22 protein-coding genes and 1 pseudogene are annotated in these 25,187 nt (G+C 53.1%); 11 read left to right on the forward strand and 12 right to left on the reverse strand.

What is annotated here, in order from left to right:
* Positions 1-130: 130 nt before the first annotated feature.
* The 3 genes from EL098_RS19420 to EL098_RS19430 form a co-directional block, all read right to left on the reverse strand.
* A complete protein-coding gene (locus EL098_RS19420) occupies positions 131-1,561 on the reverse strand; it encodes a 6-phospho-beta-glucosidase (protein WP_126357679.1) in 1,431 nt (476 codons plus the stop codon).
* Between the two features lie 10 nt (positions 1,562-1,571).
* Positions 1,572-2,465, reverse strand: coding sequence for a beta-glucoside kinase BglK (gene bglK, locus EL098_RS19425; protein WP_126357680.1), 894 nt, complete (start codon positions 2,463-2,465; stop codon positions 1,572-1,574).
* Between the two features lie 410 nt (positions 2,466-2,875).
* A complete protein-coding gene (locus EL098_RS19430) occupies positions 2,876-3,583 on the reverse strand; it encodes a GntR family transcriptional regulator (RefSeq protein ID WP_126357681.1) in 708 nt (235 codons plus the stop codon).
* A 195-nt stretch (positions 3,584-3,778) separates the two neighbouring features.
* On the opposite strand from EL098_RS19430, the gene EL098_RS19435 reads away from it, so the two are divergent.
* The 3 genes from EL098_RS19435 to EL098_RS19445 all read left to right on the forward strand — a co-directional run bounded on the left by EL098_RS19435 (position 3,779) and on the right by EL098_RS19445 (position 7,310).
* Positions 3,779-4,093, forward strand: a complete 315-nt coding sequence (locus EL098_RS19435) for a PTS sugar transporter subunit IIB (RefSeq protein WP_126357682.1) — start codon at positions 3,779-3,781, stop codon at positions 4,091-4,093.
* Between the two features lie 131 nt (positions 4,094-4,224).
* The gene (locus tag EL098_RS19440; protein ID WP_126357683.1) at positions 4,225-5,547 is read left to right on the forward strand and encodes a PTS sugar transporter subunit IIC; all 1,323 of its coding nucleotides are present in this window, start codon (positions 4,225-4,227) and stop codon (positions 5,545-5,547) included.
* 89 nt (positions 5,548-5,636) lie between these two features.
* Positions 5,637-7,310 carry a carbohydrate porin gene (locus tag EL098_RS19445; protein WP_126357684.1) on the forward strand — a complete coding sequence of 558 codons (1,674 nt, stop codon included), beginning with the start codon at positions 5,637-5,639 and terminating at the stop codon, positions 7,308-7,310.
* A 58-nt stretch (positions 7,311-7,368) separates the two neighbouring features.
* On the opposite strand, the gene EL098_RS19450 is transcribed toward EL098_RS19445, so the two are convergent.
* The gene (locus EL098_RS19450; RefSeq protein WP_126357685.1) at positions 7,369-7,953 is read right to left on the reverse strand and encodes a histidine phosphatase family protein; all 585 of its coding nucleotides are present in this window, start codon (positions 7,951-7,953) and stop codon (positions 7,369-7,371) included.
* A gap of 225 nt (positions 7,954-8,178) precedes the next feature.
* On the opposite strand from EL098_RS19450, the gene EL098_RS19455 reads away from it, so the two are divergent.
* From EL098_RS19455 to EL098_RS19475, 5 genes are all read left to right on the forward strand, one after another.
* Positions 8,179-9,273 carry an adenosylhomocysteinase gene (locus tag EL098_RS19455; protein ID WP_164716944.1) on the forward strand — a complete coding sequence of 365 codons (1,095 nt, stop codon included), beginning with the start codon at positions 8,179-8,181 and terminating at the stop codon, positions 9,271-9,273.
* A gap of 112 nt (positions 9,274-9,385) precedes the next feature.
* Positions 9,386-9,976 carry a cytochrome b gene (locus EL098_RS19460; RefSeq protein ID WP_197718526.1) on the forward strand — a complete coding sequence of 197 codons (591 nt, stop codon included), beginning with the start codon at positions 9,386-9,388 and terminating at the stop codon, positions 9,974-9,976.
* 17 nt (positions 9,977-9,993) lie between these two features.
* Positions 9,994-10,530 carry a tetratricopeptide repeat protein gene (locus tag EL098_RS19465; RefSeq protein ID WP_126357686.1) on the forward strand — a complete coding sequence of 179 codons (537 nt, stop codon included), beginning with the start codon at positions 9,994-9,996 and terminating at the stop codon, positions 10,528-10,530.
* Entirely contained in the window at positions 10,508-11,056 is a 549-nt protein-coding gene (locus EL098_RS19470; RefSeq protein WP_126357687.1) for a sigma-70 family RNA polymerase sigma factor, read from the forward strand. Before EL098_RS19465 ends, EL098_RS19470 begins: the two co-directional genes overlap by 23 nt.
* Positions 11,053-11,850: an anti-sigma factor family protein gene (locus EL098_RS19475; protein WP_126357688.1), complete on the forward strand. Its 798-nt coding sequence runs from the start codon at positions 11,053-11,055 to the stop codon at positions 11,848-11,850. Before EL098_RS19470 ends, EL098_RS19475 begins: the two co-directional genes overlap by 4 nt.
* A 40-nt stretch (positions 11,851-11,890) precedes the next feature.
* Here the strand turns inward: EL098_RS19475 and EL098_RS19480 are convergent.
* The 7 genes and pseudogenes from EL098_RS19480 to EL098_RS19510 all read right to left on the reverse strand — a co-directional run.
* Positions 11,891-12,124 (reverse strand): annotated as a pseudogene (locus EL098_RS19480) (hypothetical protein); the annotation flags it as partial.
* Between the two features lie 849 nt (positions 12,125-12,973).
* On the reverse strand, positions 12,974-13,303 hold the full coding sequence (locus tag EL098_RS19485; protein ID WP_126357689.1) for a hypothetical protein: 330 nt from the start codon (positions 13,301-13,303) through the stop codon (positions 12,974-12,976).
* 375 nt (positions 13,304-13,678) lie between these two features.
* Positions 13,679-14,455, reverse strand: coding sequence for a Uxu operon transcriptional regulator (gene uxuR, locus EL098_RS19490; protein WP_126357690.1), 777 nt, complete (start codon positions 14,453-14,455; stop codon positions 13,679-13,681).
* A 75-nt stretch (positions 14,456-14,530) separates the two neighbouring features.
* Positions 14,531-15,715: a mannonate dehydratase gene (uxuA, locus tag EL098_RS19495; protein WP_126357691.1), complete on the reverse strand. Its 1,185-nt coding sequence runs from the start codon at positions 15,713-15,715 to the stop codon at positions 14,531-14,533.
* A 256-nt stretch (positions 15,716-15,971) separates the two neighbouring features.
* Positions 15,972-16,184 (reverse strand): transcription antiterminator/RNA stability regulator CspE, encoded by a 213-nt coding sequence (gene cspE / locus EL098_RS19500; protein ID WP_008459989.1) that lies wholly within the window; start codon positions 16,182-16,184, stop codon positions 15,972-15,974.
* A 338-nt stretch (positions 16,185-16,522) separates the two neighbouring features.
* Positions 16,523-17,554 (reverse strand): NADP-dependent oxidoreductase, encoded by a 1,032-nt coding sequence (locus tag EL098_RS19505; RefSeq protein ID WP_126357692.1) that lies wholly within the window; start codon positions 17,552-17,554, stop codon positions 16,523-16,525.
* A gap of 120 nt (positions 17,555-17,674) precedes the next feature.
* Complete coding sequence (locus tag EL098_RS19510) at positions 17,675-19,039, reverse strand: 2-hydroxycarboxylate transporter family protein (RefSeq protein WP_126357693.1); 1,365 nt, start codon at positions 19,037-19,039, stop codon at positions 17,675-17,677.
* A gap of 304 nt (positions 19,040-19,343) precedes the next feature.
* On the opposite strand from EL098_RS19510, the gene EL098_RS19515 reads away from it, so the two are divergent.
* Together EL098_RS19515 and EL098_RS19520 are read left to right on the forward strand one after the other, a co-directional pair.
* Positions 19,344-20,960: an ATP-binding protein gene (locus EL098_RS19515; protein WP_126357694.1), complete on the forward strand. Its 1,617-nt coding sequence runs from the start codon at positions 19,344-19,346 to the stop codon at positions 20,958-20,960.
* Between the two features lie 10 nt (positions 20,961-20,970).
* On the forward strand, positions 20,971-21,660 hold the full coding sequence (locus tag EL098_RS19520; protein WP_126357695.1) for a response regulator: 690 nt from the start codon (positions 20,971-20,973) through the stop codon (positions 21,658-21,660).
* 32 nt (positions 21,661-21,692) lie between these two features.
* On the opposite strand, the gene EL098_RS19525 is transcribed toward EL098_RS19520, so the two are convergent.
* On the reverse strand, positions 21,693-23,213 hold the full coding sequence (locus tag EL098_RS19525; protein ID WP_126357696.1) for a methyl-accepting chemotaxis protein: 1,521 nt from the start codon (positions 23,211-23,213) through the stop codon (positions 21,693-21,695).
* Between the two features lie 304 nt (positions 23,214-23,517).
* On the opposite strand from EL098_RS19525, the gene proP reads away from it, so the two are divergent.
* Positions 23,518-25,023 carry a glycine betaine/L-proline transporter ProP gene (proP, locus tag EL098_RS19530; RefSeq protein WP_126357697.1) on the forward strand — a complete coding sequence of 502 codons (1,506 nt, stop codon included), beginning with the start codon at positions 23,518-23,520 and terminating at the stop codon, positions 25,021-25,023.
* Positions 25,024-25,187 lie beyond the last annotated feature (164 nt).

Below are 25,187 nucleotides of genomic sequence, written 5' to 3' on the forward strand. Positions count from 1 at the left end.
AGGTAGTGATAACAAAAATTTAGCTTATAACAAGAAGAAAAGCGGGCATTCGGGCAAGCTGGCGGGGAGGCTAAAATTAAAAACGCCGGCTTTCAAAAGCCAGCGTTCAGTCTGTCAGCATTACAGATTATCAGAGCTTTTCGCCATTGCTTGCAATCACGTCCTTATACCACTGGAAGGACTTTTTGCGGCTGCGGTTCAGGCTGCCGTTGCCTTCGTTGTCTTTATCAACATAGATAAAGCCATAACGTTTTTTCATCTCGCCCGTCCCGGCGGAAACCAGGTCGATACAGCCCCATGGGGTATAGCCCATCAGGTCAACGCCGTCTTCAACAACGGCTTTTTTCATCTCCGCAACGTGAGCGGACAGATAATCGATACGGTACTGGTCATCAACAAAACCGTCATTCTGCGCAACGTCAATCGCGCCAAAGCCGTTTTCCACGATAAACAGCGGCAGCTGGTAGTGATCCCAGAACCAGTTCAGGGAGTAACGCAGGCCCACCGGGTCAATCTGCCAGCCCCAGTCGGACTTCTGCACGTACGGGTTAGAGACCAGACTCTTAGACTCATCGTAATCAAACTGCGGGTTATCGGCGCTGGCTTTGGTCGCAAACGACATGTAGTAGCTGAAGCCGATATAATCGACGCAGCCTTCGGCAAGCGCGGCAAGATCTTCGTCGGTGATATCCAGATCAAAACCACGGCGCTCAAAGTAGTTCAGCAGGTGCTGCGGATATTTACCGCGAACGTGAACGTCGGTGAACCAGTAACGACGGTGCATCGCGTTCATCGCCATCATCATGTCGCCCGGCGCACAGGTCAGCGGGTAGATGGGACACATGGCAATCATACAGCCAACCTGCAGCGCAGGGTTGATTTCACGGGCGGCGCGAACAGCAAGAGCGCTGGCAACCAGCTCATAGTGTGAGGCCTGGTACATCACTGGCTCACGATCTTCGCCCGGCTGATACTTCAGGCCCGAGTTGGTGAACGGCGCGAAGTCTTCGTGATAGTTTGCCTGGTTGTTGATCTCGTTGAAGGTCATCCAGTACTTCACTTTGTGCTGGTAGCGGGTGAAGACCACTTTAGAGAAGCGCAGGAAGAAATCGATCAGCTTGCGGTTGCGCCAGCCGCCATATTCGGTCACCAGGTGATATGGCATTTCGAAGTGCGACAGCGTAATCACCGGCTCGATACCGCGCTTCAGGCACTCGTCAAACAGATCGTCATAGAACTGCAGCCCGGCCTCGTTCGGCTCCAGCTCGTCGCCCAATGGGAAAATTCGCGTCCAGGCAATCGAGGTGCGGAAGCATTTGAAGCCCATCTCGGCAAAAAGCTGGATATCCTCTTTATAGCGGTGATAGAAATCGATCGCTTCATGGTTGGGATAATTTTTCCCCGGCAGCACGCCGTCGGTAATTTCACGCCGGACACCATGGGCGCCGGCCGTCATCACATCAGCGACGCTAATCCCTTTGCCGCCCTCTTTCCAGCCACCTTCAAGCTGATGCGCCGCGACCGCGCCGCCCCACAGAAAACCTTCTTTGAATCCAGACATATTCTCTCCCTTAATTAGAGATCGCCTGCTGCGACCGATAGTGCTGATTAAAGTGGTAGACCGCGCCAATGAGTCCGGCATCGTTGCCGTGGCTGACGGTGTCGATATAGTCGTCGATGGTGAACCAGGTCAGGTGCTCGCGTAGCAATGCCAGGAAGCCAGGGCGTTCAACAATGCCGCCACCGAGCAGAATTTTTTCCGGGTCAAAGAGATTCACAAGATTATAAAGGCCGGTGCCAAGGTCGTTGAAGAACGCGGTCACCAGGCGCTGGCAGACCACATCTCCCTCGTCAAAACGGTCAAAAATCTCTTCTCCGCTGACGTCCTCAAGCTGTTTCCCGACATACTCAGCGTAGTCTTTGCGTAAGGTTCTCAGCGTACAGGTATCGTTCATGGTGTAGCGGCGAACATCACGCGGGCCTGGCCGCTCGGTCAGCATGTAGCCAAACTCGCCCGCCCGAAAGCGCGCGCCGTGTACCAGCTGGTTATTGCAGAAAATCGCGCCGCCGATGCCGGTGCCGATGGTAAGAACAAGAAAATTGCTCATCTCAGCCGCCTTGCCCCGCCAGCGTTCGGCAAGGAGTACGCAGTTGGCGTCATTTTCAATGGCAACGGGAAGCTGCGTGCGCTGTTCCAGCCACTCTTTGATGGCAAAATTGTCGAAGCGGCGGATAGCGCCGCCCATTTCAATAAATCCGCTATGCGGATTCACATAGCCAGGGGCGCTGATCGCCACCCCTCCACAGCCAGGGTGAGCGGTAATCCACGCCAGGATAGCCTTTAAGATTTGCTCGCCGTCGCTGTCGTTAATCGTCTCTTTGCCTTTTTCCAGCACCTCGCCCTGCGGGCTTATGATCCCCATTTTTAAGGCGGTACCACCGATATCGAATGCGGCGATATTCATACGGTTAATTCCTCCTGCATATTTCCGACACGGGATTTATTTCCGCTATAGCACAGAAATTATTTCTGTCCCGGTCATATACATGCCTGGTAAAAGGAGTGTAAGAAGATTGACGGTTCCAGTTTTTAATTTTCAGCTGCGATGACGAAGAAAATATTAATCAATGGCAGACGCATCAGGCAATAGGCGGGGCATCCCGGACTGAACAACTTTTGAACCTGTTAAAAATCAGGATATACAGCGAGTTAAATCCACTTTTCAGCCTGCAGGGGGAACAGGTTCACTTTAATGGATATTACTGAACCTCTTTTTAAAGCAGAACTGTGACCGACGTTGCGAATGAGCGACCCACAGCCCCCCTCTCTGACCCGGCACTGTGCCGCGGCAGACGGGCTTTTCGCCCGCAGCGGCTAGCCCGCCTTGCGGGGCAGGAAGTACTTCACCTGGAATTCGAACACGTTAGTGTAGAGGATCGAGTAATCAATCGGGCTGTGGCTTGCGTCAACGGACTGCGTTTCCATACGGATGATGGGATCGCGGGTGCTGATGTGCAGCATTTTGGCAATCTCGGTTGACGGGAGAACGGGCTGGAACGCCTCGTAGCAGCCGTGAATTTTTACGCCGCATTCGTCTTCAATGTAGGAAAATTTCGAGCGCTTCATGTGATTGACCGTCAGGTCAGGGAAGCGGTTCACTGACAGCCAGGTCTCCTCCAGCTGCATCGGCACATTGTCGATATGGCGCAATCTTTTGGCGTAATAAACCGGCTCGCCGATGGCCAGCTGCAGGCGGCTCGCGATCTCTTCCGATGCCTGCTGCAGCTCAAATCTCAGCACCTGGCTGGACGGTTTTTTCCCCTCACTTCTGGCAATCTCCGTAAAGCTGTCCAGGTGAGTGACCGAAGCCTGAAAATGCTTATTACGCACATAGGTACCAGAGCCATGCCTGCGCTCGATAAGTGCCTCATCCTCTAATACTTTCAGTGCCTTACGTAAAGTATTGCGAGAGACATTATAGAATTCAGCGAGCTCTTTTTCCGCAGGGAGGATGTCGCCGATACTGTAAGTCGGGCTGCTGATCCTGCTTTTTAGTAAGTTAACAACATCTTTGTAAACCACTTTTGAACCTCCTTAATGCCTTTATAAACAATCAATTACTATCTCATCCATATCAAAAGCTCAATACACGTTCATTTTTTTACTTATTTTTGCACCACTCGGGGGTGACTAACTGTGATCGAAATGGCAGATGAATAAATTGATATTCTTTAAGTTAGCCCCTGACTGATTATCAACAAAGCATTAAGGCGAAAAATGAAAAATATATTATTGGTTTGTGCGGCAGGCATGTCCACCAGTATGCTGGTTAAAAGAATGCAGGATCACGCAGCGGCGGGAAATATTGAGGTTAATATTAACGCCCTGGCGATTGCAGAAGCGAAAGAAAGAATAAAGAAAAATGAAGCCGATGTGATCCTGCTGGGTCCTCAGGTTCGTTTCCAAAAAAATGAAATCGAGGAAATTGCTCAGGGAAAAATTCCTGTGTCGGTAATCGATATGAAACATTATGGGCAAATGGATGGAAAGTTCGTGCTCGATACTGCTATAGGCCTGCTCAACGGCCACTAATTCTGTGCTATCAAAATAATAACTTACTGATAAATTGATGAGGTTTATCGTCGTATTTCCTTTCGTCAGCAAAGGGGATTGCTCGATAAATTTACATCTCCATCAATATCTCTCATTATAAAGGGCGCATCATGAGTATAATGAATGCCTTTGAGCGCGGCATGGAAAAACTTCTTGTTCCTGTTGCGATTAAATTAAACTCTCAGATACACGTCTCGGCCATCCGTGATGCTTTTATTTTATCTTTTCCTATCGTAATGGCCAGTTCGCTGATCGTACTGATCAACTTTGCCATTCTTTCCCCGGATGGTTTTATTGCTTCACTGCTCCATCTTGGCGTCCTTTTCCCTAATTTAGCGGAAGCCCAAAACATATTTTCACCGGTCATGAACGGGTCGGTTAATATTATGTCGATCATGATTGCCTTCCTGGTCGCACGTAATATCGCTATCAGCTATCAGCAGGACGACCTGCTATGCGGTCTGACCGCTATCGGCGCGTTCTTTGTCGTCTATACGCCTTATCAGATGATGGGTGGGCAATCGTACCTGACGACCCAGTATCTTGGGCCCCAGGGGCTATTTGTCGCGGTGATTGTGGCGCTGATTACCGGGGAAATTTTCTGCCGCCTGGCGCGCAACCCGAAAATTACCATCACCATGCCGGACGCCGTACCGCCTGCGGTAGCCCGCTCCTTTAAGGTGCTGATCCCTATTTTCTTCGTGATGATTTTCTTCTCGGTGCTGAACTACTGCCTGACGAAAATCTCGCCTAACGGCCTGAACGAGCTGATTTATACCCTGATTCAGGCGCCGCTGAAAAACATGGGCACCAATATCGTCGCGGTGCTGGTGCTTGGCGTCGTCACCAACTTCCTGTGGGTGCTGGGTATTCACGGGCCGAACACCACGGCGGCCATTCGCGAGACGATTTTCTCCGAAGCTAACCTCGAAAACCTCTCTTTTGCCGCCTCCAACGGCACCACGTGGGGCGCGCCATACCCTATCACCTGGGGCAGCATTAACGACGCCTTCGCCAACTACGGCGGCTCGGGGATGACGCTCGGCCTGCTGCTGGCCATTTTTATCGCCTCCCGCCGCGCCGACTACCGAGATCTGGCCAAAATGGCCTTCGTGCCCGGTCTGTTTAACATCAACGAACCGGTGATTTTCGGCCTGCCCATCGTGCTGAACCCGATCCTGATTATTCCGTTCATAATGGTGCCTTTCGTAAACTCTCTGGTCGGCTACACCTTCGTGACGCTGGAGATTATTCCGCCAATTGCCTACGCCGTTCCCTGGACAACGCCAGGACCGCTTATCGCCTTCTTTGGCACCGGGGGGAACTGGATGGCGCTGATTGTCGGGCTGCTGTGCCTGGCCATCTCCACGCTAATTTATTTACCGTTCGTTATGGCCGCCAATAAGGTAAATGCAGCGCAGGCGGCGCAGTAATAAATAAACCGATGATAGCAATTTAATTTTTACCCGCCTCCGTCTGTTCAAGCCGGAGGCAAATAATAATTATACTTCTGGGACATTCTATGAATTCAAGTTTATTGAAGGTTAGCTTATTGTCTTCATCCATCCTTCTGGCGTTATCCTCAACCAGCGTAATAGCGGCAAAATTAACGGTTGAGCAGCGTCTGGAGCTTCTTGAAAGACAATTATCAGAGAACAAATCAGAATTAACTAAAACGCAGAAAGAGTTAGCTGTTTATAAAGATAAGGTTGCTCAGCTGCAGCCTGCAGGCAATAGCGTCCAGTCCGCTTCGGCGCAGGTAAACCCGACGGTCTATTCTCCGGTAGCCGACAACATCGAGAATGAAAATAATCATCTCGGCACTAAACCGGCACCAACGCCGGTCAAAGGCACACAGAGAGTAGCCGTCGTCAATAACGAAGGGGGCAAAACCAGCGTACAAAACGTCACCCTGAAAGACATCAGCAAATACATTAAAGATGATATTGGCTTTAGCTACGAAGGCTATTTCCGCTCCGGCTGGGCAGCAGCAAACCGTGGTTCAGCGCAGACCTACGCCGCCGGGTCGCTCGGGCGTTTTGGTAACGAGATGAGTGGCTGGTTCGACCTGACGCTGAACCAGCGCGTCTACAACCAGGACGGGAAAACCGCCAACGCCATCGTGACCTACGACGGCAACGTCGGTGAGCAATATAACGACGCCTGGTTTGGGGATAACAGCGGCAACGAAAATATCATGCAGTTCAGCGATATTTTCCTGACGACCCGAGGTTTCCTGCCGTTTGCCCCGGAAGCAGACTTCTGGGTAGGTAAACACAAGCTGCCAGAATATGAAATCCAGATGCTCGACTGGAAATCTTTAACTACCCAGGTGGCCGCCGCCGTGGGGATCCAAAACTGGAACCTGGGCGTTGGCCAGCTTGACGCCTCCCTCAGCCGCAACGACGTTGACGTTTATTCCCGTGACTTCAGCCACACTACGCAAATGAACACCAACTCGGTTGACCTCCGCTACCGCAACATTCCGCTGTGGGAAAAAGGCTCGCTCTCTTTGATGGGTAAATACGCCTTTGCGAATAAAACCGACGACCAGAAATCCAATGAGGATAACGGCTCCTTCTTCAAGCTGAAGGATACCTGGATGGCGACGGCCATCATTCGTCAGGATCTGCCGCGTGACGCCTTCAACGAATTCACCCTGCAGGTCGCCAATAACTCTTATGCCAGCAGCTTCGCGAACTTCTCGGGTGCCAGCAACTCGATGGCGCCGGGTCGCTATTACTACGGCGACCAGACTGACGGCGTGGCCTGGCGTTTGATTTCGCAGGGCGAAATGTATCTCGCGGACAGGATAATCATGGCTAACGCGCTGGTTTACTCCCAGGGTGAAGATGTTTATAGCTATGAAAGTGGTGCCCACAGCGACTTCAACAGCATCCGCGCCGTTATCCGGCCGGCCTGGATTTGGGACACCTGGAACCAGACCGGCCTGGAGCTGAGCTGGTTTACCCAGAAAAACAAAACCGAGCAGGGCGTGAATCTGAAAGAGTCGGGTTACAAAACCACGCTCTACCATGCTCTAAAGGTTGGCCCGAGCCTGCTCGGCTCGCGTCCTGAAATTCGTTTCTACGGAACGTACCTGAATATCCTGGATAACGAGCTGTCAAACTTCCGCTTTAACGACGACAGTAAGACTGAGTTTATGGCGGGCGTTCAGGCTGAAGTTTGGTGGTAATTCTCGGCCGCTAAGCGCATAAAAAACCCGTCTACCAAGACGGGTTTTTCTTTTTCTGTCAGCTTGCGCCCGCGCAGCTGTCCGGCACGTTATTCAGCCCTTCAGCGCCGCGGGTGAAGGATTTAAAGCGCTGTTTATCATCCAGTTTGATGATGTAGAGCGAATCAAAATCACTGCCGGACCATTTTGGCACCACGGCAGGATCGCCGCCCGTTTTCGTCACCAGCTTTTGCGCCGCTATCACCAGGTTTTTATGCTCCCAGGAGACAAAGGTCAGGCGACCGCTGCTTTGGTTTTTCAGTAAGTCATCCACCAGCCCGTCCGTCTGCTCAGCGTGATAATGCAGGTCGATAGCCTGAGAAAGGCGAATAGCGGTCGGCGTGATGGTGGTTAGCGGGCGCAGCGAGCTGCCGGTTTTATTCTCTTTTGGCGCGGAGGCGTAGATAGCATCCGGTTTACCGTACTGGCTCAACAAAACCGACGGCAGCTGCAGCGCACGGTTTAGCCCTTTGCAGGTGAGCTGCCCGCTATTGTTAGCCGGCTTCTCTCCGTGGCGTAAGAACACTATCGTGCTGTCGGCCTTCGCTATCATCGGGGTCAATAAGGCACTGCTTAGCAATACCACAAGCGCTTTTTTGATCATCTTTTTCTCGTTTTTATCAGGGGACGAAGCGCCTAATATAAAGAATAAACCGTGCGATAAAACAAAACTTTGGTAAGCAGAAGTCACGCCAGCCGGGCCAGCTTCGCCGGTTAACAACCGGTTGCCGTTTTGCTATTCTGATGCCGCTTAACGCGATGATATATTCTATAAAAATCATTAAAAACAAATAATTAATAAGGAGCAGCCGTGAGTACCCAGAGCGAGATGTTTAACCAAGAGATTGCGTGGTCTACCCGCCACATGGTTCGCACCCTTAAACAGGTTCAGGCGCTGCCCGACTTAAGCCACGTACGCATTGCCTGCAATATGCATCTCGACCTGAAAATGATCCCTCTGGTTGAAGGCCTGCTGAAGAAAAATGCCAAAGTCTTCCTCACCACCTGCAACCCGACCACCGTGCAGGATGACGTTGTTGCTTACCTGGTCGCCGCCGGGGCAGAGGCCTGCGCATGGCGCAACATGAGTCATGCCGACTGGCATAACTCGTGGGAAAAAGCCATCGACTGGCGCCCAACCCATCTGTGCGAGATGGGCGCGGACATCACCACGCTACTGCACCAGCGCGGCGAATTTGGCGATGTGGTTGCCTGCCTGGAGGCCACCGGCTCCGGCGTCAACCGCCTCGCGGATCTGCGCCCCGGCTATCCGATTTTTAACTGGGACGATCTGCCGGTAAAAGAAGGCCTGCATAATCGCCATATGGTTGGCCTCACCGCATGGCAGACCTTCTTCCAGACCACCCACCTCACCCTGCACGAAAAGAGAGTGCTGGTGATTGGCTACGGCCTGGTAGGCCAGGGCGTTGCCGCCGCCGCCAAAGCCTACGGTGGCCAGGTGATGGTTGCCGAGTTAGATCCGGCCCGCCGCCTGCAGGCTGCCTACGACGGCTGGCACGTGGTTGATATTCATGACGTGATTGCCACCACCGACGTGATTGCTACCGCAACTGGCGCAAAAAAAGTCGTCAGCGCGGCGGTACTGGATAAAGCCAAAGACGGCGTGTTTGTGCTGAACGTGGGTCACGTTGCCGAAGAGATCGACTGCGGCTATCTGCAGCAATACCCGACCGAAGAGGTGATGCCGTTTATCAACGCTTACCACCTTAACGGCAAAACGCTTTACCTGATGGCGAACGGTTCAATGCTCAACCTGACCGCAGGCTTCGGCGACAGCCTTAACGCCTTCGACGTGACGCTCGCCGTGATGGCTAGCGGCATCAGGCACATCGTGACCGACGGACAGCACGCAGAAAAAGCCGTGTACTTGCTGCCGCAGTCGGTGTGGGAAAAAGCGCTGTAAGCCCTTATTTAGTCAGGCCTCTCAGGAGTGCCTGACTTTTTTTTCGTTTTCACCGAATAATTTCACCTCCCCGATTGTTTACTCCTTACAAGAACCTGAGGAAGAGACAATCATGAGTTACCTGCCCACCGAAGCTGCGCCGCCCCGCAAGCGCTACGACGCCTTTAGCATGGCCCTGCACTGGATCACCGCCTTCTGCGTGATATTTTTGTTCGCCAGCGCACACATCTGGGAAGCCCTTGAACGCGGAACCCCGCTGCGTAAAGGCCTGCAGTCACTGCACATCTCGTTCGGCATTTTGCTTGGCGCGGTGATGGTAGTCCGGCTGGTCTGGCGCATCAGCGCCGCTTTTTCACCGTCGAGAAAGCTTGAAAAAGTGCCGATGCCGGGCGCATTTCGCCTCGCCGCCCATGCTACCCACGGCGTGCTCTATATCCTGCTGCTGACGCAGGCCACGCTTGGCTTCCTGTTCCGCTGGGCGCAGGGCGAGCCGTTCTGGTTCTTCAACCTCTTTGAGGTCCCGGACGTATTTAACATCGATCCTACGCTGCGCCATACCCTGGCGATGCTGCACAACAATGTGGCCTGGGCTCTGATCCTGCTGGCCGGAGCGCATGCCGCTGCTGCCCTGCTTCACCACTATGTTCTGCGTGACGGCACGCTACGCCGCATGCTCCCCGCCTGCAAAGGCAACTCTCGCTAACCCTACAGGACAACACCATGAACACGCATTCACCTCGTAAACTGCTGCCTCTGCTGTGCCTGGTTGCCAGCGGGCTTTTCTATTCCGCCGCCGCCAGCGCCATGGGCGACGATGACGCTAAAACGCCGGACTGCCCGAAAGGTCAGGTGTACGACAGCAAAACGAAAACCTGCACGGTGGAAAAGAGCAGCATGTTGAGCGACGGCGATAAAACGCAATATGCTTACCATCTGGCAAAATCCGGCCGCTACCAGGAGGCATTAAACCTGCTGGATACCCTGCAGCAGCCCAACACGCGTGAAGCCTGGAATTATCGGGGTTACGCCACAAGAAAATTGGGGCGCACCGACGAAGGAATCGGCTATTATCAGCGTTCCATCGCCCTGGACCCGCACTATGCCAAAGTGCGCGAATACCTCGGTGAAGCGTGGATGATTAAGGGCCGCCCTGACCTGGCGAAAGCCCAGTTGTCTACCATTAAAACGCTCTGCGGAACCGGCTGCGAGGAGTATCGCGATTTAAAAGCCGCCATTGACGGGCACCCGGAGTCCTGAGACTGAGGACATAAAAATCACCGTCAACGAAGTTCGGTTACAGCTGGCACAGCACCTTGCCCGCCTCTGGCGTTACGGCATGGTGCTGTCCCGCAATCGCGACGTGGCTGAAGATTTGGTTCAGTCCACCTGCGTGCGCGCTCTGGAGCGCTGCAGCCAGTTTCAGTCCGGCACCCGGATCGACCGCTGGCTATTTGCGATTTTGTACTCTATCTGGATCAACGAAATTCGCGCCCTGCGCGTTCGCCAGGGGCAAGGCTTTGTCGACAGTGACGAACTCAGTCAGCTGGCAGACAGCGAAAGTACCGAAGACAAACATCAGTATCACGCCCTACTGATGCAGGTCAGCGAGTTGCCTGAAGCCCAGCGCAATACCGTGTTTTTGGTTTATGTTGAAGGTTTTACCTACCAGGAAGCCGCCGACACGCTGGCGATCCCCATTGGCACCGTGATGAGCCGCCTGGCCGCCGCACGCCTGACGCTGGCAAAACACCTGATGCCTACGATGAAGAAGGAGCTCAAATGACGCGTCAATCCTTCTCCGCTCCGTGGAGTGATGAGGCTATCGTAGCCTGGCTGGACGGCGAAATGCGCGACGATGAACGCAGCGCCTTTGAACGGCAGTTGAATAACGATGCAGACCTGGCCGCCCGCGTTGAACAGCTCATGCAAAGCAATCAGCCCTGGGAACAGGCTTTTGCTCCACTTCTGGAGGAAGCCCCCGTGAGCCGCATGCAGGAGAAGCTGAACGTTCTGCTACACCAGCCGGTGAACATCAATTCGCAGACTAAGGGCGTAAGCCGCCGCAGTCTGATAGCGGCTTCGCTCAGTTTTCTCGCCGTGGGCGTGCTGGCAGGCCGTTTTATTCACCCCGGTGAGCAAAAGCTCAGCGGTGAACCTGAGATTCGCGATCTGATTGCCCAGTACATGTCACTCTACAGCGCCGAAACGCTGGCCGACATCACCGTTACGCCCCAGGCGCTGCAAAATGGCCTGAACCGTATGCAGCAGGATATCGGCCTGACGCTCCAGCAGGTTAAAGTGGAGCTCCCGGAAGCCGAGCTAAAAAGCGTAAGAATGCTGCGCTACGACAGCACCTCCATCGCACAGATTGCTTATCTGCACGCCAGCTACGGGCCGATGGCGCTGTGTATTTCCCGCAGCAAAGGGGACGACAGCCCCACGCTGAAGCATGAAGTTCGCCGCGGCCTTAACCTGGTTTGGTGGCGCAGCAAAGGGTATGAATATGTGCTGATAGGCCGCAACCCGCAGCAGGATTTGCAGGAAAGTGGCGAGCTGCTGCTGCAGCGGCTAGTGTGAGGTTTCACAGATGTCGTTTTTTTATCTTCGTCCAGGTGCATTAGCTCTTGCTGCGCCCTGCTACCTGGTGAACAAATGCACCGCTATCCATGTGCAGAACACGATCGGCCGAGGCCAGCGTTTCCTGGCGGTGGGCTATCAGTAGAACCGCCGTCCCCGAGGCCCGGAGCGCCTGGCCAATGTGAATTTCACTCTCCACATCCAGGTGACTGGTTGCTTCATCAAGCAGTAAAAAACTGGGCCGTTTGTACAACGCCCGCGCCGTTATGGTCTTACATGCTGAGTAATCCGAAAATTTTTTTAACTAAAAATAATGACAATCTATAGCATGAGTGAATTACACAAATTCTAACTATTATATTTGCCAGCGATGATGGGATTGATATGATACCCCATGATTGATCAATGGAATGTAAAACCGTGGTAATGAACAAGACAGCAATGAAATAAGCAAGCACCTGATAGATAACTTCTTTCTTTTTTGATTTTAATTCTGAAGGTAAATGGTTCATAAACTCTCCGAAACCGATATTAATAGCTGTTCACAAAAAGGTGATCACACATATTACTGATTCACTCTTTAACGCCTACCAATCGCATTACCCGACCATGCCACTGGGATTTGTATCATGCCAGGAATAACCACCTCTGTTATTAAATAGCAATAACAAAGCTATACTTAAAACCTAAATCCCGGATTCTTTTAGTCATGCATCCTTTGAATGGACAATATGACTTGAGAGTGAGGAGACAATAAGTAGAAATTAATTTTCTTACTTTAAGTTATTTTTATCTCTTGTCAGTAGGGTATAAACCTTGATACCCCATCGGGTTGTGGCAATGAGTACAATTATCATGACGATAAACTTAGATATTCTCTCGCTCCGCGATGACGTGTCCAGGTCAAGAATATTTGCAAAATTTAAAATAGTGAAGCCAATAATAAAAAGAAACAAATAAACCAAAAAATAAATTACTTTTTTCATAAAAGATCCTTTTTCACTCAGGGGGAATGATTTGAGCCATATGGTGAAATCCCACTATGACAACATTACCTTATCAGTTAAGGTTATAACATTATCAGTAAAGGCAATTTAAGTGGGACATTGAAACTAACTACTTATCACCATCGACATTGGCCTGAAAAATCATTTGCTTTGTCCTTATTACCATTGTCAGCTTTATTGCTAAAGCTATCTCTGTTGCACTGACCACCTATCACCCCACCAACAATCCCAACAGCCATACCAAGAGGCCCCCCAAGAGAACCAACAACAAGTCCTCCCATGATTCCAGCTCCACAAGAGTCCACACCATCATAAATATTTCGACTTGCTGATTTACTAGTCCCTGATGTATTGCTATTACTTCTACGATCGGAGGGTTCAGAATTTCTTCCACCGCCGCTGACCATGGCGATTTCTTCAAAGTTTAGTTCTTTAATCTCAGACATAAAATCCCTCTATGTATGTTTGCTGTGTGTCTATTTTGGTTTTGTATAAAGTGCTATTTGTTTATCCCACAAATAAAACGTCACCAAAAATTATTTTATGTAAATGAATGTAAACTACGATATTTAACCAAACCTTGAAAACAATATAAAATAACGCAACCACTTAAATGTTACTTATTTTATTTCGAGCGCAATCAGAACCTAAAAATAACCTCCCGAGTTAACGCCTGTTATTTAATTCTCATATTAATTACTTGCATTAAACCATTAAACGAATCAATATTATTTTTTTGGCGAAAACGACTATGGCTATTATTTTTATAATATATATGTGGATATAAAAAAGGCCAGCGGATTGGCTGGCCTCACAGGCAATTAACGTTCAGGCTCATTAAGCGGCCAGGATTCAAAAAGGTAGCCGTCGAAGTTGATATCATCGACGTCAGACAGTTCCAGCAGCCGGTTTTTAACGTTTTCCAGATGCTGCCACATCGCGTGTTTTGCGGCTTTGGCGTCTTTCTTAATGAGTGCAGCAAGGATCTGTTTATGGTCCAGCAGCCACTCCTGCCGGTAGTGGTTATTTTCCAGATGGCTGTGCAGCTGGAGCCACATCGGGTTATTTTCACGCCACTGCCACGACTGTTTAAACAATTCCACCAGCATGCTGTTGTGGGTCGCTTCGGCAATCGCAAGGTGGAATAGCCTGTCACCGCTTTCGTTATCCCCGGAAGCCAGCTCCTGCTCCTCTATCTGTAACGCCTGGCGCATCTTCAGAATGTCTTCCCGCGTGGCCTGCTGGGCAGCAAACTCCGCGATATTGCTTTCCAGCAGCTGGCGCGCCTGCAGGAGCTCGAAAGGCCCGGCGTCATTGCACTGACCCACTGGCGCATTAACCGTTTGATGGGGCATCGCAACCACGAAGATTCCGGCGCCGCGGCGCACCTCCACAAGCCCTTCAATCTCCAGCATAATCAGCGCTTCACGCACCACCGTGCGGCTAACCGCCAGCAATGTCGCTATTTCACGCTCCGGAGGAAGCCTGTCGCCTAAGGCATACTGCTGGCGCGCAATCATCTCGCGCAGCATCACGCCAACCTCCTGATAAGGACGCTGTGGCTGAGTGGACGGTTTTTCATGGAGTTGTGGTTTCATTTTTTACACACAGCAATTCGGGGATGGGCCGGACTATAGCATAATGGGTTGACCCATTCCCCGCTCCGGCCTGTACTATTTGCCGAAGAACGCGCGCTGAATAGCCATCTCAACGCCGCGCACTTCCGCCAGCCCTTTCAGGCGACCAATCGCCGAATAACCGGGATTCACCTTTTTCTTCAGGTCATCCAGCATTTGGTGTCCATGGTCCGGACGCATAGGAATCAGCTCGTGCTGCCCCGTTTCTTCGCGGCGCCGCTCTTCCTCAACAATAGCTTTCACCACTTCATACATGTCCACGTCGCCGTAAAGATGTGCAGCCTCATGGAACGTCTTCGGATTTTCTTCCCGCAACGTCGAGCGCAGGTGCGTGAAGTAAATTCGCGGCCCAAAGCGTTTAATCATACCGACCAAATCGTTATCTTCCCGCACGCCGTAGGAGCCGGTACACATCGTAAAACCGTTTGCCGGGCTGTTGACGGTATCTACCATCCACTGCATATCTTCTACGGTAGAAACAATGCGCGGCAGGCCAAGGATTGGGCGCGGAGGATCGTCCGGGTGTACCGCCATTTTAATCCCTGCCTGCTCGGCAACGGGGATGATAGCCTTGAGGAAGTACGCAAAGTGTTCACGCAGCTTCGCTTTATTGATGTCTTTGTAGGTGTCCAGCCGGGCACGGAACTGGTCGAGCGTGTAGCCTTCTTCCGCCCCAGGCAGACCGGCGATGATGTTGCGGGTCAGCCGCACTTTCTCATCATCCCGCATTTCAGCGAAACGCCGGTTTGCCTGTTCAATTTCTTCCGCGCTGTAGTCGGCTTCTGCCCCTTTGCGCTTCAGAATATGCAGCTCAAAGGCGGCAAATTCGATTTGGTCAAATCGCAGAGCTTTGGAGCCGTCCGGCAGCGGATATTCCAGGTCGGTGCGCGTCCAGTCCAGCACCGGCATAAAGTTGTAGCACACGGTGTAGATGCCGCACTCTGCCAGATTACGCAGGCTTTGCCGGTAATTCTCTATCCATAAATCACATTGACCGCTATGGGTTTTGATCTCTTCATGAATAGGTACGCTTTCCACCACCGACCAGACCAGGCCCGCAGCCTCGACCACGGCTTTACGCTTTAGGATCTCTTCGACAGGCCAGACTTCACCGTTGGGAATGTGGTGCAGCGCGGTGACGATCCCTGTCGCCCCCGCCTGCCGGGCGTCGGCCAGAGTGACCGGATCGTTCGGACCATACCAGCGCCAGGTCTGCTTCATAATGTCCCCTCACAATTTTAATTGGTTGACCAATAAACGATAATGATTAGCACCCATTCAGGTGCGTAAGATAACGTCTAAGTTCAGCCAATTTGGCAACTGTGTCAATCCAGAGAGGACAATTGGTTAACCAAAATCACAATATGACACACAACATTGTGCAAAAAAGGGCGTAAGTTATAGGACATCTCTAAACCGCAGGCACAAAAAAACCCGCCGTAGCGGGTTTTTTCACTTCTGAAACGTCTGGGCTGAATTACAGCGCAACAACGTTAGCAGCAGCTGGGCCTTTAGCGCCGTTCTCGATAGAGAACTCAACTTTCTGGCCTTCGTCGAGAGTTTTGAAGCTATCGCTCTGGATTGCAGAGAAGTGTACGAATACATCTTTGCTGCCATCGGTAGGAGAGATGAAGCCGAAACCTTTCTCAGCGTTGAACCATTTTACCAAACCAGTCATTTTGTTAGACATAGATATTACCTTTTCAGTTTCTTGAGCCACTAAACGCGGCGAACATGGTCTGTTCAGCAGAGTTGGACTTATTCGGGCACTTAGGAGGAGACTCGAGAAGAAGGGATATCTAAGATAGCGCTTGAACTGAGGACTGCTTTACTAAAACTGCTTTCATAAGGTCTGTGTTCCAAACCGGGAGCTAATCTCTCACGTTCGTAATGATTTAGCAAGCGTTAAGGATAAATAAAAAAAATTCTCATTTAAGGGAGCGTGGCTTCCCCTCTCCCCACGGGGGAGAGAGAATTCATACAAAGAACGCTTAAATTCCCCCTCTCCCTTCCAGGGTGAGGGTTACCCTACTCCGCCACCTTCACAATCAGCTTGCCGAAGTTCTTCCCGGACAGCAGCCCCTGGAACGCCTCCACGGTATTCTCCAGCCCGTCGACGATATCTTCGCGAAATTCAATCTCTCCGGCGGCAATCCACTCACTCATCTGCATGTAGAATTCCGGGTAACGGTGGCCGTAATCCTGGAAAATGATAAACCCTTCCACACGCATACGTTTTTTCAGGATGGTAGCCATCAGCTCCGGCAGGCGGTCATGCTCAAAGGCGCTGTTGTTGCCGTTGTACTGGCTGACCATACCGCAAACCGGAATACGTGCCTTGGTATTCAGCAGCGGGAACACCGCGTCAAACACTGCGCCGCCGACGTTCTCAAAATAGACGTCGATGCCGTTCGGACAAGCTTTGGCCAGCTGTTCAGCAAAATCGCTGGCGCGGTGGTCGAGACACTCATCAAACTTCAGCGTCTCTTTTACATAGCGGCACTTGTCTTCACCGCCGGCAATGCCGATGACCTTCGCGCCACGCAGGCGAGCCGTCTGCCCGACAATAGAGCCCACCGCGCCACTGGCGGCCGCAACCACTACGGTTTCGCCCGGCTGCGGGTTACCAATATCGGTCAACCCCATGTAGCCGGTAAAACCCGGCATGCCGAGCAGCCCCAGCGCCCAGGAAGGATGAGACATGTTTTTATCCAGCTTCTGCAGGCCTTCGCCGCTGGAGATCGAATAATCCTGCCAGCCAGAGTCAGCCAGCACCAGGTCACCCGGCTGATAATCAGGATGCTGAGAGCTTTCCACGCGGCTGACGGTTCCCCCGACAATAACTTCCCCGATAGCAATCGGCGCCGAGTAGGATTTGGCGTCGCTCATGCGCCCGCGCATATAGGGGTCGAGAGACAGGAAAAGCGTGCGCAGCAGCAACTCACCTTTGCCAGGCGTGGGAACGGCCACTTCTTCCAGGCGGATATCTTCGCGGGTCGGCATGCCCTGCGGACGCTTAGCCAGCACAAAGCGGCGGTTTTTGTCTGTAGTCTGAGCCATGAGGTACTCCCTTTATTTTAAAAAGTGGAAACCTGAGCCTAGACAAAAACCCGCGGCGTTAGCATGAAATTCGTGCTGGATAGCTTCTACCCCGCAAGCAAGCTTCTGCTTAATCAAAAATCAGACAAGAAAGTTGCCAAGCACCAGCAGCGCCACCGAGACGTTGATCGCGCCGCCAATGCGGGTTGCAATCTGGGCGAACGGCATCAGCGACATACGGTTACCGGCGGTAAGAATGGCGACGTCGCCGGTACCGCCCTGCCCACTCTGGCAGCAGGAGACGATGGCCACGTCGACAGGATGCATGCCGATCTTTTTACCCACAAAGAAGCCGGTCGCCACCAGCGCGCTGACGGTGCTGACGATGACCAGCAGATTGGTTATGGTGAAGGCGTCTACCAGCTCGTTCCACGGGGTGATCGCGACGCCAACGGCAAACAGAATCGGGTAGGTTACGGCCGTCTGGAAGAATTTATAAACCACCTGAGAGCCCGCCAGCATGCGTGGCGATACGCCGTGACAGAGTTTGATTAACACCGCGACAAACAGCATACCAACCGGCGCAGGCAGCCCGATAAGCTTATGCAGCAGCATGCCAACCATGTAGAGCAGCACAGCCAGCAGCGCGCCAGAGGCAATAGTGGTCACATCCGCTTTGCCGCTGAATAGCGCAGCGGATTGTGCTTTTTCACCGTGGGTTGCTTTACCCGGCATCAGCTCGCCTTCGCCCGTCAGGTGCGGGAAGCGCTTACCCAGCTGGTTCAGGCAGCCGGAGATAACGATAGCCGTCAGGCTGCCCAGCATAACGATCGGCAGAATACGCCCCAGCGCCACGCCCTGATCCATGTGCAGCAGCGTGGCGTAGCCGATCGACAGCGGGATTGCCCCCTCGCCCACGCCTCCGGCCATGATCGGCAGGATCAGGAAGAAGAAGATCTGGAAGGGCTCAAGGCCCAACGCCAGGCCAACGCCCATGCCGACGATCATGCCAACCACTTCGCCGCACAGCATCGGGAAGAAGATGCGCAGAAAGCCCTGAATCAGCGTAGTGCGGTTCATACTCATGATGCTGCCGACGATGATGCAGCAGATGTAGAGGTAGAGAATATTGGTGGATTTATAGAATTTGGTGGTGGACTCCACGACCACATCCGGCAGCAGGCCGTAATAAACCAGCGCGGAAGGGATGAAGGTGGCGCAGATCGCGGCGGCGCCCATTTTGCCGACGATCGGCAAGCGCTTGCCAAACTCACCGCAGGCAAAGCCGAAGAAGGCCAGCGTCGCCACCATCACCACGATATCACTCGGCAATTTACCGCCGAGGCAGTCAATGGCGATCAGCGCCCCTGCCAGCACAAACAGCGGCAGCGGGATGATCCCGACTTTCCAGCTGTCGAGAATATGCCACCAGCGCTCCTTGAGCGTCGGTTTATTAATATCCAGTGATTCAGGAATGATGTTGCAGGAGTCATCGGTTGCGCTCATCTTCAAGCCCTTTATTTTAATTTGTCCGGGCAGACTAAAAGATTAAATACCTATGGAATGTGAGGCCTGGCAGATTAAAACCGTTAATTTAAAGGTCTCTATGGCGTTAATGGTTTTTATTCAGCTGTGGTTTTTATGGTTTTTATTCCTGACTTAGATAACTCTTAAATGCGTGAGTAACCTTCCATAAATTAACGAAAAGTGCCGTTGCGTGAGGTCGTTCAAACTTTCACTCAAAGCCGCGCAGCCAGCGGTTTATCGGTGTTAAGCTGCCGTTTTGCCTCACTGAATATACGCCTGGCCTATGAAAGTTTCCTTTCAGATACGATTATTTATCTACCTGGTCGCCTTTTTTTCCGTACTCTTTGCCATGCTTGGAACCTATTACTATTTCGACGTTGGCCGCCAGCTGTATCAGGAGATGAGCACCCGCGCGAGAATTCAGGCGGAAGAGATCGCCTTAATTCCCAATCTGCAGGAGTCGGTGGCCAAAAAAGATATTCCGGCCATCCACGACTTTATGCAAAAACTGGTCGTCCATAGCGATGCCAGTTTTATCGTGATCGGCGACGAACACGGGATCCATCTCTACCACTCCGTTCATGCCGACCGCGTGGGCAAAACCCTGGTCGGCGGCGATAATGAAGAGGTGCTGCAGGGAAAAAGTATCACCACGCTGCGCAAAGGCGGCCTCGGGCTGTCGCTACGCAGCAAAGCGCCGATTTTCGATCAGCACGGCAAGGTGATTGGGATTGTGTCGGTGGGCTACCTGAAGAGCTACCTCGATGATGTCACGTCCGGCAAGGTGATCAACATTCTGCTGGCGGCGATAATCCTGCTGCTGGCGCTGTTCATCTTCTCCTGGTACTTCACACGCAGCATCAAGAAACAGATGTTCTCGCTGGAACCCAGGCAAATCAGCCTGCTGGTACGTCAGCAAAAAGCGATAATGGAGTCTATTTATGAGGGAGTGATCGCCATCGACAGCCACTCGCAGATCGAGGTGATCAACAAGGCGGCGAAGAAACTGCTCGGCCTGGAGCAGCCCTCGCGCGAGATCCGTGGCAAGCAGATTTCAGCGGTGATTGAGCCGGTGACATTTTTTGATCCGCAGGTGATGCTGGCGCGCGACACTCACGATGAGATCTGCGTCTTTAACGATCTCAGCGTGCTCGCCAGTCGGGTCCGTATTGAGCTTGAGGGCGAGCTGCAGGGCTGGGTTATCACTTTCCGCGACCGCAAAGATATTGATAGCCTGAGTTTCCAGCTCAGCCAGGTGAAGCGCTACGTGGATAACCTGCGCATTATGCGGCACGAGCAGCTTAACCGCATGGCAACCCTGGCCGGGCTGCTGCATATGGCCCGCTATGACGAAGCAAAACGCTATATCAAGGCGCAGTCCGAGCACGCCCAGGAAGTGCTGGACTTCGTCTCCGCGCGCTTCTGCTCCGCCACGCTGTGCGGGCTGCTGCTGGGCAAGTATGCCAGAGCACGAGAAAAAGGCGTGTCGCTGGCATTCGACCCAGCCTGTAGCATGCCGCGCATGCCGTCTAACGTGCCGGAGTCTGAGCTGATTTCCATCATTGGTAATCTGCTGGATAACGCCATCGAAGCGACCCAGCGCGCCGAAGGTGAGCACCAGCCGGTTGAAGTTTATATCGTGATCAATGACCGGGAACTGGTTATTGAGGTGGCCGATCGCGGCGTCGGCATTGCGCCGGAGCTGCGCGATCATATATTTACGCCGGGCGTTACCACTAAAACCCACGGCGACCACGGGCTGGGCCTGCACCTTATCGCCAGCTACGTTGCGCTGGCGAAGGGCTCCGTGGAGGTTTCTGATAACCTGCCGAGCGGGACCGTATTCTCGGTATTTATTCCAGACGTTGTCGTTCCGGGGAGCGACCTCACCCCAACGTAAGGCTTTGAGTATGCAAAATGAAATGATTAACGTGCTTATCGTGGAGGACGAGAGCGAGCTGGCTGAGCTGCATGCTGAGCTGATTGATAAACATCCCCACCTTCACCTGGTTGGGATAGCCAACAGCCTGGCGAGCGCGCAGCGCCTGATGCAGGAGAAGCAGCCGCAGCTTATCCTGCTGGATAATTACCTGCCGGATGGTAAAGGCATTACGCTGTTTGGCAGCGAGCTTTTAAAACAGCACGCCTGCTCGGTGATTTTTATCACCGCCGCCAGCGACATGGACACCTGCAGCCAGGCGATTCGCAGCGGCGCGTTTGACTACATCCTAAAACCCGTCTCGTGGAAGCGCCTGAGCCACTCGCTGGAGCGTTTCGTCCAGTTCAGCCAGCAGCAGCGCGAATGGAAGGTGGTGGATCAGCAGAACGTCGATAAGCTTTACGAGCTTCAGGCGCGAAACGCCCCGCTGGATGCGGGCAGCAAAGGCATCGAGGAAAATACGCTGGAGCTGGTGCAGCGCCTTTTTCGCGAAGGCGAAGCCCAGCGCTGCTTCTCGGTTGACGACGTGGTCAGTGAAACCAAACTCAGCAAAACCACCGCTCGCCGCTACCTGGAACACTGCGTCGAGAAAGGCTTTCTCAGCGTCGAAATGCTGTACGGCAAGATTGGCCACCCTCGCCGCCTTTATAAGCGGAGCTAAGCGACCAGCGAGAACTCTCCTCGCCGAACGCTTTAGCCCAGAACCGTTACCGCATCCTGCAGCCGTGTTGCGCGGTGCTTCACCATCGCGGAGACCTGGGCGCTCTCTTCCACCAGCGCGGCGTTTTTCTGCGTAATGGCGTTCAGTTCAGCCACCGCGCGGGTAATATCCGCCAGACCATCCGCCTGTTCCGACGTCGCGTGGCTTATCTGCCCCAGTAGCTGGGTGACGTTCTGTACCTGAGCCACAATGTCCTGCATGGTGCGCCCCGCCTCATGAACCTGCACCGCGCCGGACTGCACCTTGCTGGCACTGGCGTCAATCAGCTTGCGAATATCGTTGGCCGCGCTGGCGCTTCGCTGCGCCAGGTTGCGCACTTCCCCGGCCACCACGGCAAACCCTTTGCCCTGCTCTCCGGCACGGGCGGCTTCCACCGCGGCGTTTAGCGCCAGGATGTTGGTCTGGAAGGCAATATCGTTTATCAGGCTGGTGATAGAGCCGATGCGCTGGGTGCTGTCGGCAATATCGTCCATTGTGGTCACCACGGTTTCCATCGCGTGCCCCCCCTGCGCCGCCGCATCGCTGGCGGAGCTGGAGAGTTTGTCCGCCGCAGACGCGGTTTCCGAGTTAGTTTGTACCGACGCCGCCATCTGATTCATGGTCGCCACCGTCTGCTGCACGTTGACCACCGTCTGGCGGGTACGCTCATTCAGATCGTCGTTGCCTTTCGCCATCGCCTCGCTGCCGCTGCGCACGTTCGCCACCTGGCTGCTGACGTCGTTTATCAGCCAGCGGCACATCAGCCCAAGCTGGCCGATGGAGCGAAGAATAATGCCAACTTCATCGCTGCGCTGAAGATGCTTCACGCGGTGACCGTTGCCGGTAGCCACTTCCAGCGCCTGTCGGGCAACGTTTTCCAGCGGACGAGCGATTTGCCCTTCCAGCAGCCCGCAGGCAAGTGCGGTAAATGCGGCGATAGCGAGCATTAGCAGCGGGCTTTGCCCGAGCGCAAACGCCGAGGCCATCAGCAAAACAAATAAGCCGCTCATTATCCCGCGGATGCGCCAGCGCAGAGACAGCGTCGGCAGCTTGCCAAACAGCCCCTTGCGCAGCACCAGTCCTTTATAAAGGATTTTGCTGCTGCGGCCTTCGTTCAGCGCCTTGTAGAGCGGCTCAGCGGCGGCAATCTCTTCCGCTGAGGCTTTGGTACGAATAGACATATAGCCGGTAGTTTTACCGTGGCGCACCACCGGCACCGCGTTAGCGCGAACCCAGTAATGGTCACCGTTTTTACGGCGGTTCTTCACGATGCCGGTCCAGGGTTCACCCTGCTGAAGCGTGAACCACATATCGGCAAAGGCGGCCTTAGGCATATCGGGATGCCGCACGAGTTTGTGCGCAGCGCCGCTCAGCTCATGTAGCGTGTAGCCACTGACCTGCACGAAGGTATCGTTAGCATGCGTGATGTAACTTTTAAGATCGGTGGTGGACATCAGGGTCGTATCGTCATCCAGCGTGTACTCACGCTGGGTAACCGGCACATGGGCGGACATAGCAACTCCCTTTGAGAGGTTATCCAGATGTTAATTCTTTGGTGGTATGCATGTTATTTCGGCGGGGGTAAATTTTACTTTAGTTTAAAAGTTTGATATTGATCACAGTTCTAAGTATTAGCCACATAATTGATGAGACTAGCTTAAGCATAACACTCCATATAGTTTCAATAGGTTATTACTTTTCCCTTTGCTTCGCTGTCGCCTCATCTGAGTGCTGCAGTTTTCGCCAGCGCTTCTTGTGCGGCGCACTACACTTACAGAGGGAATTTTTAACCCCGCAAGGAAAACTCGAGGATAAAAAATGCTAAAAAGGAAAAAAAAAGTCAGACCGATCAAGGTCAGTGACGTCACTATCATTGACGATGCGCGTCTGAAAAAAGCCATCACCGCCGCTTCACTCGGCAACGCGATGGAGTGGTTTGATTTTGGTGTTTACGGTTTTGTTGCTTACGCACTAGGTAAAGTCTTCTTCCCGGATGCCAGCCCGAGCGTTCAGATGATCGCCGCGCTGGGGACCTTCTCTGTTCCTTTCCTGATTCGCCCACTTGGCGGCCTGTTCTTCGGGATGTTAGGGGATAAATACGGTCGTCAGAAAATCCTGGCTATCACCATCGTCATCATGTCGCTCAGTACCTTTGCCATCGGGCTGATCCCGTCCTATGCCAGCATCGGCATCTGGGCACCGATCCTGCTGCTGCTGGCAAAAATGGCTCAGGGCTTCTCGGTAGGCGGCGAATACACCGGGGCATCTATCTTCGTTGCCGAGTACTCCCCCGACCGTAAGCGCGGCTTTATGGGCAGCTGGCTGGACTTTGGCTCCATTGCCGGGTTCGTCTGTGGCGCGGGCGTGGTGGTGCTGATCACGGCTATCGTCGGTGAAGAAAACTTCCTTGAGTGGGGCTGGCGTATTCCGTTCTTCCTCGCGCTGCCGTTAGGGATTATCGGCCTCTACCTGCGCCACGCGCTGGAAGAGACCCCGGCGTTCCAGCAGCACGTTGAGAAAATGGAACAGGGCGATCGCGAAGGCCTGGCAGAAGGTCCAAAAGTGTCGTTCAAGGAGATTGCGACTAAGCACTGGCGCAGCCTGCTGGTCTGTATCGGTCTGGTTATCTCGACCAACGTGACCTACTACATGCTGCTGACCTACATGCCGAGCTACCTTTCCCACAACCTGCATTACTCGGAAGAGCACGGGGTGCTGATCATCATCGCCATTATGGTGGGGATGCTGTTCGTGCAGCCGATGATCGGCCTGCTTAGCGACCGTTTTGGCCGTCGTCCGTTTATCTTCCTGGGCAGTATCGGCCTGTTCCTGCTGTCGATTCCGGCCTTTATGTTGATTAACAGCAACGAAATTGGGCTGATATTTGCCGGTCTTCTGGTGCTGGCGGTGGTGCTGAACTTCTTTATCGGCGTCATGGCCTCCACGCTGCCGGCGATGTTCCCGACCCATATTCGCTACAGCGCCCTCGCCAGCGCCTTTAACATTTCGGTGCTGGTCGCGGGCGTGACGCCTACGCTTGCTGCATGGCTGGTGGAAACCACGCAAAACCTGATGATGCCGGCTTACTACCTGATGGTGGTGGCAATTATCGGCTTTATTACCGCTATCACTATGAAAGAGACCGCCAACAAACCGCTGAAGGGCGCGACGCCGGCGGCCTCGGATATTGCGGAAGCGCGTGAAATTGTCCAGGAGCATCACGACAATATTGAGCAGAAAATTGAGGATCTGGATAAGGAAATCGAAAGTCTGCAGGAGAAACGGGCTCTGCTTGTGCAGCAGCATCCGAGGATTAACGAGTAGTTATCCCCCTCATCCTCTCTCCGCGGAGAGAGGAGATAAATAGAGAGAGCCTTCACCGTTGGGTGGGGGCTTTTTTTTGCTCTTTGCTTCTTCAAACCAGCGCTTAAATCCGTTCACCCACAGAGCTGCCCCTCCTGCACGCTAAGAGCACGGTGAGCTCATCG

This window comes from Cedecea lapagei, from assembly GCF_900635955.1.
Classification (GTDB): Bacteria; Pseudomonadota; Gammaproteobacteria; order Enterobacterales; family Enterobacteriaceae; genus Cedecea; species Cedecea lapagei.